Below are 9171 nucleotides of genomic sequence, written 5' to 3' on the forward strand. Positions count from 1 at the left end.
TCCCGCGCAGGCGGGGCGGCGGGCGAACGGGGACGCATTGCGTCCCCGTTCGTTTTTCGGCGGGACGCTGCGCGAAGTCTGTCGGGCGTGCGTTCCCGTCCTTGGGTTCGGCCGGCTGCGGATCGATTCCGCGCGATGGCGTTCGCGCGGCTGTCGGTTCCACATCGGCGCTGGCGCACTTTTTAAGTGCCTTGCTCGCTACTACCATGCACCTGCAGCCGCAGCGCCCGGCGCCTGCGCGATCGTCGACGGGCACCGGAACGTCCATGCCCCAGCCACTGCCCGCCGAAGCCGCGCCGCGCCTGCCGCAACTCGATGCCCTGCGCGGCCTGGCGGCGTTGTACGTGGTGGTCTATCACGTCATGGCGATGCCCGATCCGCACCTCGCGGCGCCGGCCTGGGCGGTGCCGGCGATCGCCATGGGCGGCAGCGGCGTGGTGCTGTTCTTCGTCATGAGCGCGTTCTCGCTGTGCCTGACCTGGCCGCGCCATGCCGCTACGGGCGCGGCGCTGCGCAGTTTCTATCTCAGCCGCGTGTTCCGCATCGCGCCGTTGCTGCTGGTCCTGCTGGCGGCGATGGTGCTGCGCGACCAGATGCGCGAGCCGGCGCGCTACGGCGCGCAGGAAATCGCCTGGAACGCCTCGATGCTGTTCGGCCTGTCGCCGCAGTGGCAGGCCGGCATCGTCATGGGCAGCTGGACCATCGGCGTGGAGATGCTGTTCTACCTGGTCTTCCCGCTGCTGGCGCTGTACGTCCGGCGGTTGCCCGCGCAACTGGCGCTGCTCGCGGCGAGCTACGCACTGGCGATGTGGGCCGCGAGCGCCGCGCCGCCGGCGCTGGCCTTCCTCGGCAACGGCTACGGCCTGCTCACCCAGATGCCGATCTTCGTGCTGGGCTGCGTGCTGTTCGGCGCGTGGCAGTGGCTGCGCGGACTGCCGGCCGCGCCGCGCCGCGGGTTGGGCCTCGGCGCGCTCGCCTGCGGCGCGGCGGGGCTGGCGGCGATTCCCTACGGTGTGTTGCCGACCGGCGCCTGGACGTCGGGCTGGCACCTCAGCGCGCTCGCTTATGGGCTGATCTTGCTCGGCCTGCTGCTGGCCGGCGAGGGCGTCGCGGTGCGTGCGCTGGTCAACCGCGCGACGTGTTTTCTCGGGACGATCAGCTATTCGCTGTACCTGGTTCATCCGTTCGTGGTGTCGCGCCTGTACGGTGCGTTCGCGCGGTTGTACGCCGCGTTGCCGGAGGGCGTGGCGTATGCGGCGTGTCTGGCGCTGAGCCTGGCTTTAGCGATTCCGGCAGCGTGGCTGACCTATCGGTTCGTCGAGCAGCCGGGCATCCGCTGGGGACGTCGCTTGTTCGAGCGCATGCGCGCCGCGCGCACGACCGCCAACGCGGCCGCCTGAGCGCCGCTTGTGGGAGGGCCTTCAGGCCCGATGCTTTCCTGTCCGCCACGACGGACCTTTCCTAGCCGACCGAACGGCAGATTCCGATAACCCAGGCAAGCGCGCAGCGCCAATCTGGGTACATGGACCCTACCCAATCCCCCGGCTACAAAGCCCTGCGCCGCGGCCGCTGGTCGCAAGCCCGACAGATCTACCTGGTGACGACGGTCTGCATCCGCCATCGCCGCATCTTCGCCAGCGACCACGTCGCCGGCATCGCCGCCGCCGCGATCGCCGATCCGGACAAATGGCTAGGTGCGCAGTTGCTGTGCTGGGTGCTGATGCCGGACCACTGGCATGGACTGATCCAGCTGGGCGAGGGCGTTCGTCTGGAAAGCGTGGTGGCGTCGATGAAGGGGCGCACGGCCAGGTCGGTCAACCGCGCTCTGAATCGGAAAGGCTTCGTGTGGATGCCGGGTTTTCGTGATCGCGCCTTGCGGCGGGAAGCGGATTTGCTGCCGGCGGCGCGCTACATCGTCGCCAACCCGAAGCGCGCGGGTTTGGTGGAGAAAATTTCGGACTACCCTTACTGGGATGCGATATGGACCGATAGAAAAGCATCGAGCCTGAAGGCCCTCCCACAAGAGCCCGCGCTCGAACCTTAAGCCTTTTGCCGGTGCCCCTGTGGGAGGGCCTTCAGGCCCGATGCTTTTCTATCCGCCGCACCGATTCCATCCGTGCGAATGCCCTTCGATCAGCCGGACTGGGTCTCGCGCAGCGCCAACGTAACCAACCGCGCTTCCAGGCGCTCGCCGACGCCGCCTGGTTTTTCCAGCCCCATCCGCCGCATCGCTTCGACATCGTCCGCGCCGGACGAGAACAAGGCCTTGAACACCGTCCGCACCTTGGAGCCGGCCGTAGCGGTATTCGCCTTGAGCCACCCCAGCGCCTTCACGAGCCGCTGCTCGACCGCGGTGAAATCGCTGCCGAGCGGATAATCGGGCAGCGCGCCCTGCTGGCGCAGCGGCGCGAGCGCGTCGCGCAGCCGCTGCGGGCTGTTGCGATCGCTGAGCCGGTAATGCGCCTGCGGCAGCTTGCCGCTGGCCATCGCCGCTTGCAGCAACGGGAACTGATGGCCGCAGGCGGCTACGGCGGCCATCGCCAGGATGCAGTCCTCGTCGGTCTTGCCGCGCAAGTCGGCGATGCCGTATTCGGTGACGTAGACATCGCGCAGGTGGCGCGGAATCGTGGTTTGCGCATAATTCCACACCACGTTCGAGCGCGTGTCGCCGCCGCTGTCGCGGGTGGCGCGCAGCATCAGCACCGAACGCGCATCCGGCAGGGCGTGGGCCATCGCGACGAAGTTGTACTGGCCGCCGACGCCGGACACCACGCGGCCGTCGTCGAGCGTGTCGGACACCGCCGCGCCCAGCGCGGTCGCCATCATGCAGCTGTTGAAGAAGCGCGCGTCGCGGCGCTGCAGGCGTTCTAGCGTTTCGTTGCCGCCGTAAAGCTCGTTGACCTCGCTGATGCGGCGCATGCTGATGCCGCGGCGTCGATCGTCGGGCATATCGCGCAGCCAGTCGTAGAAATCCTGCGAGCCCAGGTAGAAGCCGCCTTGCAGGTATTCGCCTTCGCGTTCCAGCCGCTCGCGGTCGGCGGCGTCGGCGCGGCCTTCGTGCAGGCGGCGCATGAAGTCCAGGTCGTCGATCACCTTGCGTTTGATCACGCCGACTTCGACCAGGCGGCGGAAGCCTTCGTTGAGCATTTCGCTGCAGCCAAAAAGCCCAACCTCAAACGGACCAAGCGGCGCAACTGACGCCTTCGCGTTACGGGTGCCGATGAGGTCAGCCTCCAACGAAGCGGTTTGACCAAGCGACGCACCCGGCGCCTTCGCGTTACGGGTGCCGGAGAGGTCGACCTCCAACGAAGCAGCGCCTTCCAGCGACGAAATTCCCGTGCCGCTCGACCCAGCATCGTCCTGCGAGTACCCCAACGCCCCCAACACCCGCCAATACGCCGCATTGTCCGTATGCCGCAACACCAGTGCATGGCAAAGCGCATCGGCCAGCGTGCCGATGCCGATCTGCAACGTCCCGCCGTCGCGCACCAAGGTGCTGGCATGGAAGCCGATGGCGTAATCGGCATCGCTGACCGGCTGGCGCGGCAGCCCGAACAGCTTCGGGTACGGCCCCGGCGGCGCGACCACCGCATCGAAGAACGAGGCGTCCACCGCCGCGCTGCCATCGAGCCACGGCAGCAGCGGATCGACTTCGGCGATCAGCAACGGCCGCGGCAATCCGCGGGCCACGATCGCATCGACCGCGTCGAAGGTCAGGTCGGTATTGCACGACAGCGACAGGCGCGCGCCGCCGGCCGGATCCGCCGCGACCTTCTGCACCACCGCGTTGACGCCGCGGTCGGCCAGGGCGCGGGCGACGTGGGTGTAGTTGAGGCTGGCGTAGCGGCGCTGCGCCGCCTGCGCGTGCAGCAGCGCGCCCGATTGCAGGTAGAACTCCTCCACTTCCATGTGCGCCGGCAAGGCGTTGCGCTTGAGCGCCTGGACATAGGCCAGGCGCGGAAAGTCGTCGCCGAAATGGCGCTGCGCGAACGGCCGCAGGAAGCGCGCTTCCAGGCCCTTGCCGGCGCCGGGCGGGTCCAGCGACAGCGCGGTGTACAGATGCAGGCATCGCGACGGCTCGCGTTCGGCGCGCTGGTACAGCGCGTTGAGCAGGCGGTGCGGCTTGCCCAGGCCGAGCGGCGCGCCGACGTGCAGCGAACCCGGCACGCGCTGGTAGAGGAATTCGACGGCGTCGTCGAGGGAATCGAAACGGGCGGGTTCGGGGCGGGGGTGCGGGCTCATGGCGGCAGTATGGCATCGGCGCCGTCAACGCCGCGGCGAGGTCTAAGCGCACAGGAGTGAGGAGTGAGCAGAGCGAGGCTTTCGCTCACTCCTCTGCGCTCACTCCTCGAAAGTCGCCGCCCCGCCGACCCGATGCACTTCCTCGGCGATCCGCCGCACTTCCTCGGGATAGTGGCTGACGTAGATCATCGGCAGCCCGCTTTCGTCGCGCACGCGTTGCAGATACGGCAGCAATTCGTCGCGGCGGCTCATGTCGAGCATCGACAAGGGCTCGTCCAGCAGCAGGATGCGCGGCTGCGACAGCAGCGCGCGGCCCAGCGCCACGCGCTGGGTTTCGCCGCCCGACAGCCCGCCGGTGCCGCGCGCGAGCAGCGGGCCGATGCCGAGCAGCTCGACGATGCCGTCCAGTTCGAAGCGGCGCTCGCGCACGGCCGCGCCGCGCAGGCCGTAGAGCAGGTTGGCGCGCACGTCCAGGTGCGGGAACAGGCGCGCGTCCTGGAACACGTAGCCGATGCGGCGGCGGTGCGCGGGCAGGTCGATGCGGCGTTCGCGGTCGAACAAGGTCTCGCCGGCGACGACGATGCGTCCGCGCGCCGGCCGCAGCAGCCCGGCGATGGCGTGCAGCAGCGAGGTCTTGCCGGCGCCGGAGTCGCCGACCACGGCGATCACCCGGCGCTGGCTGCGGATCGCGAACGCGCGCCGGAACGAGCCGCGGCGCAGCTCGATGTCGATATCGAACCCCGCCTGCATCGGCGTGTGCGCGTTCGCGCTCATCGCTGCGTTCCCGCGCGCTGGCGCTGCACCAGCCATTCGGAGGCGAACACCGCGGCGAACGACAGCGCCACCGCCACCAGCGCCAGCCGCAGCACGCCCGATTCGGCGCCCGGCGTCTGCATCAGGCCCCAGATCGCCGACGACAGGGTCTGGGTTTCGCCGGCGATGTTGGACACGAAGGTGATGGTCGCGCCGAACTCGCCCAGCGCCTTGGCGAAGCACAGCACCGCGCCGGCCAGCAGCCCCGGCCAGGCCAACGGCAAGGTCACGCCGAAGAACACCCGCCACGGGTTGGCGCCGAGCGTGGATGCGGCCTGTTCCAGGCGCGGATCGACCGCTTCGATCGACAGCCGGATCGCGCGCACCATCAGCGGGAAGCCCATGATCGCGCTGGCCAGCGCGGCGCCGGTCCAGCGGAACGCGAACACGATGCCGAAGTGTTCGGACAGGAAGCGCCCGATCGGTCCCTGCGTGCCGAAGCCGAGCAGCAGGGCGTAGCCGGTGACCACCGGCGGCAGCACCAGCGGCAAATACAGCAAGGTGTCGACCAGCAGCTTGCCGGGGAAGCGCGTGCGCGCCAGCAGCCAGCCCACCGCCACCCCGAACGGCAGGCTGCACACGGTGGCCGCGGCGGCGACCTTGAGGCTGAGCGCGATCGCGGTCAGCTCGGCGGCGCTGAAGCCGGCCCAGCCTTCGCTCATCGCGGCGTTGCGACGCGAGTCGCGCCTGCGGCGGCCGGCGCGCTCACGGCAGCGGCGCGAAGCCGTGGCGGCGGAAGATCGCCGCGGCCTGCTTGCCGCGCAGCCATTGCGCGAATTTCGCCGCGCCCGGATGGGCGCTGGCCTTGACCACGGCGACCGGATAGACGATCGGCGCATGGCTGTCGGCGGGGAAGGTCGCCAGCACCCGCACCTTCGGCTCGGCCTGGGCGTCGCTGCCGTAGACCACGCCCAGCGGCGCTTCGCCGCGCGCCACCAGCATCAGCGCCGCGCGCACGTTCTCGCCTTCGGCCAGGCGCGGCTGCAGTTGCTCCCACACGCCGAATTTTTCCAACGCGGCGCGCGCGTACTTGCCGGCCGGCACGCTCGCGGTCAGCGCCACCGCGAGGCGGCCGTCGCCGAGCAGCGGGCGCAGGTCGACGCCGGGCTTGAGCGCCGGCGCCTTGGCCTTGCTGTCCTTCGGCGCGATCAGCACCAAGGTGTTGCCGAGCAGGTTGCGGCGGCTGGCGTCGACGAGCAACCGGCGTTGCTGCAGGTAATCCATCCAGTCCAGGTCGGCGGAAAAGAACAGGTCGGCCGGCGCGCCCTGTTCGATCTGCCGCGCCAGCGCCGAGCTGGCGGCGTAGGAGGCGCGCACCGCCTGGCCGGTCTGCTGCTGGTAGGCCGCGGCGGCTTCGTCGAGCGATTCCTTGAGGCTGGCGGCGGCGAACACGGTCAGCGGTTCGGCGCGCGGCTCCTGGGCCGGCGCGGCGCCGGCGGCGAGGGCGAAACCGAGGGCGCACAGGGCGCCGAGGAAGCGACGGCGGAGGTTCATGGGCGGGGCCGGCGGGGAAGTGGGGTCAGGGTAACCCGGGAGTGGGGCGGCAGCGCGGCCGGGCCGGGGTTTCGCGGCGATGGCCGTGTTTGGAAATCGCGGCGACAGCGGGGAAATGCGGTATGGCGGAGGCGGGTTTTACCGCGCTGCTCCGTATCGTCATCCCTGCGAAGGCGGGGATCCAGAGACTTCAGAGTCGTGCAGCGATGAAGCCCTGGATGCCCGCCTTCGCGGGCATGACGATAGGTGGGTTTCGCCATGAGTGGGTGTATCGCGAGCGGAATCCGCAGCCATTGGGTTCTGCGGCAATCGGGTTTCCCCGCGCCGCTCCCAGCCGTCATCCCCGTGAAGGCGGGGATCCAGAGACTTCAGAGTCGTGCAGCGATGAAGCCCTGGATGCCCGCCTTCGCGGGCATGACGATAGGTAGGTGTCGCCGCGAGTGGATGTAGTAGCTGTATCGCGAATGGATTTCGCGGCAATCGGTTTTCCCGCGCCGCTACAAGCCGTCATCCCCGCGAAGGCGGGGATCCAGAGACTTCAGAGTCGTGCATCGGTGAAACCCTGGATGCCCGCCTTCGCGGGCATGACGATAGGTGGGTGTCGGTGTGAGGGTGTATCGCGAGCGGAATACGCAGCCATTGGGTTCCGCGGCAATCGGGTTTCCCCGCGCCGCTCCCAGCTGTCATCCCCGCGAAGGCGGGGATCCAGAGACTTCAGAGTCATGCTGTGATGAATCCCTGGATGCCCGCCTTCGCGGGCATGACGATAGGTGGGTTTCGCCGTGAATGGGTGTAGTGAGTGTGTCGCGAGCGGGTTCCGCGGCAATCGGGTTTCCCCGCGCCGCTCCCAGTCGTCATCCCCGCGAAGGCGGGGATCCAGAGACTTCAGAGTCGTGCTGCGATGAAGCCCTGGATGCCCGCCTTCGCGGGCATGACGATAGGTGGGTTTCGCCGCGAGTGGGTGTATCGCGAGCGGAATCCGCAGCCCTTGGATTCCGCCGCAATCGGGTTTCCCCGCGCCGCTCCCAGCCGTCATCCCCGCGAACGCGGGGATCCAGAGACTTCAGCGCCCTGCCTCGGCATCGGCAAACGCCGGAACCTCACCGCCGCCGGAACGGCAGCAAGCCGGCCAAGCCGGACCCGACGGCGCCCTCAAACGTCCGCGTCGCCCACCCGGATCGACTGCACCTGCCGTACCCAGCGCGCCGGCCGCGATTCGCCGGGGACGATCAGCCGCCACGGGCCGTCGCCGGGCGGCAGGTCGGCGCCGTTGCAGCGGCGGGTCAGCACCACCGGGCGGTTGCCCAGGCTGGGGTCGAGTTCGGCGAGCGAGAACGCGGCGCGGTAGCCGTCGCGCGCACGCACTTGCGCGATCCGCGACAACTGCGCGCCGCGCAGCGGTTCGGCCGGCATCGCGCCGCTGGCGCGCAGCAGTTCGACCAGGGCCACGCCTTCGCAGCTGAGCTTGCGGCCGTGCGCGCTGCCTTCGGCCTTCACCTGCGGCAGCCTGGCCAGCACCGCTTCGTCCAGCTTCACTTCGACCGCGCCCTGCGGCATCGCGGCCGGCGCCGTTTCGCCGTGGCGGTGCGCGGCGTGGGCGGCGAAGCCGGCGGCCAACAGCGCAGACAGGACGAACCAACGGCTCGCGAACAATCGGCTTTCGATCCGGCGCATGCGCCTCCTCACAGTTGGTCGAGCGGCAGTTTCAGGTAGCGCACGCCGTTGGCTTCGGGTTCCGGCAGGGCGCCGCCGCGCAGGTTGACCTGCAGCGCCGGCAGGATCAACGCCGGCACCGCCAGGGTGCGGTCGCGCGCTTCGCGCAGGGCCACGAACTCGGCCTCGGCGGTGTCGGCGCGGACGTGGACGTTGTCGCGCTTCTGCGCGCCGATGCGGGTCTCGCAGGCCGGCTCGCGTCCGTCCTTGCCGTAGTCGTGGCAGACGAACACGCGGGTCGCGTCGTCCAGGCGGTACAGGCGCTGGATCGACTGGTACAGCATCGCCGCGTCGCCGCCGGGGAAGTCGCAGCGGGCGGTGCCGCTGTCGGGCAGGAACAGCGAATCGCCGACGAACAGCGCCTCGCCGATCAGATACGCCAGGCTGTCCTGGGTGTGGCCGGGCACCGGGATCGCGCGCGCCGGCAGCGCGCCGACGGCGAAGTCCTCGTCGTCGTCGAACAGATGGTCGAACCCGGCCTCGGCGTCGTCGGCCAGGCCGAACAACGGCGCGAACACCCGCCGCACTTCGCCGATGCGGCGGCCGATCGCCAGCCGCGGCGCGTGGCCGGTCTGCGCGCGCAGGCGTTCGCGCAGCGCATGGGCGGCGCTGAGGTGGTCGGCATGGGCGTGGGTTTCCAGCAGCCAGTCGATGCGCAGGCCGTCGGCGGCGGCGCGTTCGAGCAAGGCCGCGGCGCTGCCCAGGCCGGTGCGGCCCGAGCGCGGATCGAAGTCGAGCACCGGGTCGACGATCGCCGCCGCGCGCGTGGCGGGGTCGGCGACCAGATAGCTCCAGGTGCCGGTGTCGCGATGATGGAAGGCGCTGACCTGCGGCGCGGCGGCGTTGGACTCGGGCGGCGGCATGGCGGCTCTCGGTGCGGCGGGGCCTGTGCGGAACGCGCCGCGCGGG

Annotated in this window: 8 protein-coding genes; 2 read left to right on the forward strand and 6 right to left on the reverse strand. The window is 70.0% G+C overall.

Translation table 11 applies throughout. The annotated features are described in order from the left end of the window. Nucleotides 1-266: 266 nt before the first annotated feature. Together A7A76_RS17180 and A7A76_RS17185 are read left to right on the forward strand one after the other, a co-directional pair. On the forward strand, nt 267-1400 hold the full coding sequence (locus A7A76_RS17180) for an acyltransferase family protein (protein ID WP_206412347.1): 1134 nt from the start codon (nt 267-269) through the stop codon (nt 1398-1400). 122 nt (nt 1401-1522) lie between these two features. After that, entirely contained in the window at nt 1523-2044 is a 522-nt protein-coding gene (locus A7A76_RS17185) for an REP-associated tyrosine transposase (protein WP_241201011.1), read from the forward strand. Nucleotides 2045-2133: 89 nt separating this feature from the next. On the opposite strand, the gene A7A76_RS17190 is transcribed toward A7A76_RS17185, so the two are convergent. The 6 genes from A7A76_RS17190 to A7A76_RS17215 all read right to left on the reverse strand — a co-directional run bounded on the left by A7A76_RS17190 (nt 2134) and on the right by A7A76_RS17215 (nt 9125). Further along, a complete protein-coding gene (locus A7A76_RS17190) occupies nt 2134-4242 on the reverse strand; it encodes an acetyl-CoA hydrolase/transferase C-terminal domain-containing protein (protein WP_241201012.1) in 2109 nt (702 codons plus the stop codon). Nucleotides 4243-4341: 99 nt separating this feature from the next. Further along, nucleotides 4342-4992 carry an ATP-binding cassette domain-containing protein gene (locus A7A76_RS17195; protein ID WP_206412354.1) on the reverse strand — a complete coding sequence of 217 codons (651 nt, stop codon included), beginning with the start codon at nt 4990-4992 and terminating at the stop codon, nt 4342-4344. 20 nt (nt 4993-5012) lie between these two features. Beyond that, nucleotides 5013-5717, reverse strand: coding sequence for a molybdate ABC transporter permease subunit (modB, locus tag A7A76_RS17200; protein ID WP_206412348.1), 705 nt, complete (start codon nt 5715-5717; stop codon nt 5013-5015). Between the two features lie 43 nt (nt 5718-5760). Continuing rightward, complete coding sequence (gene modA / locus A7A76_RS17205) at nt 5761-6549, reverse strand: molybdate ABC transporter substrate-binding protein (protein WP_206412349.1); 789 nt, start codon at nt 6547-6549, stop codon at nt 5761-5763. 1152 nt (nt 6550-7701) lie between these two features. Then, complete coding sequence (locus A7A76_RS17210; protein WP_206412350.1) at nt 7702-8223, reverse strand: hypothetical protein; 522 nt, start codon at nt 8221-8223, stop codon at nt 7702-7704. Nucleotides 8224-8231: 8 nt separating this feature from the next. Next, a complete protein-coding gene (locus A7A76_RS17215) occupies nt 8232-9125 on the reverse strand; it encodes an MBL fold metallo-hydrolase (protein ID WP_206412351.1) in 894 nt (297 codons plus the stop codon). Between the last annotated feature and the right edge of the window lie 46 nt (nt 9126-9171).

The sequence above is a fragment of the Lysobacter enzymogenes genome (assembly GCF_017168095.1).
Taxonomy (GTDB): domain Bacteria; phylum Pseudomonadota; class Gammaproteobacteria; order Xanthomonadales; family Xanthomonadaceae; genus Lysobacter; species Lysobacter enzymogenes_D.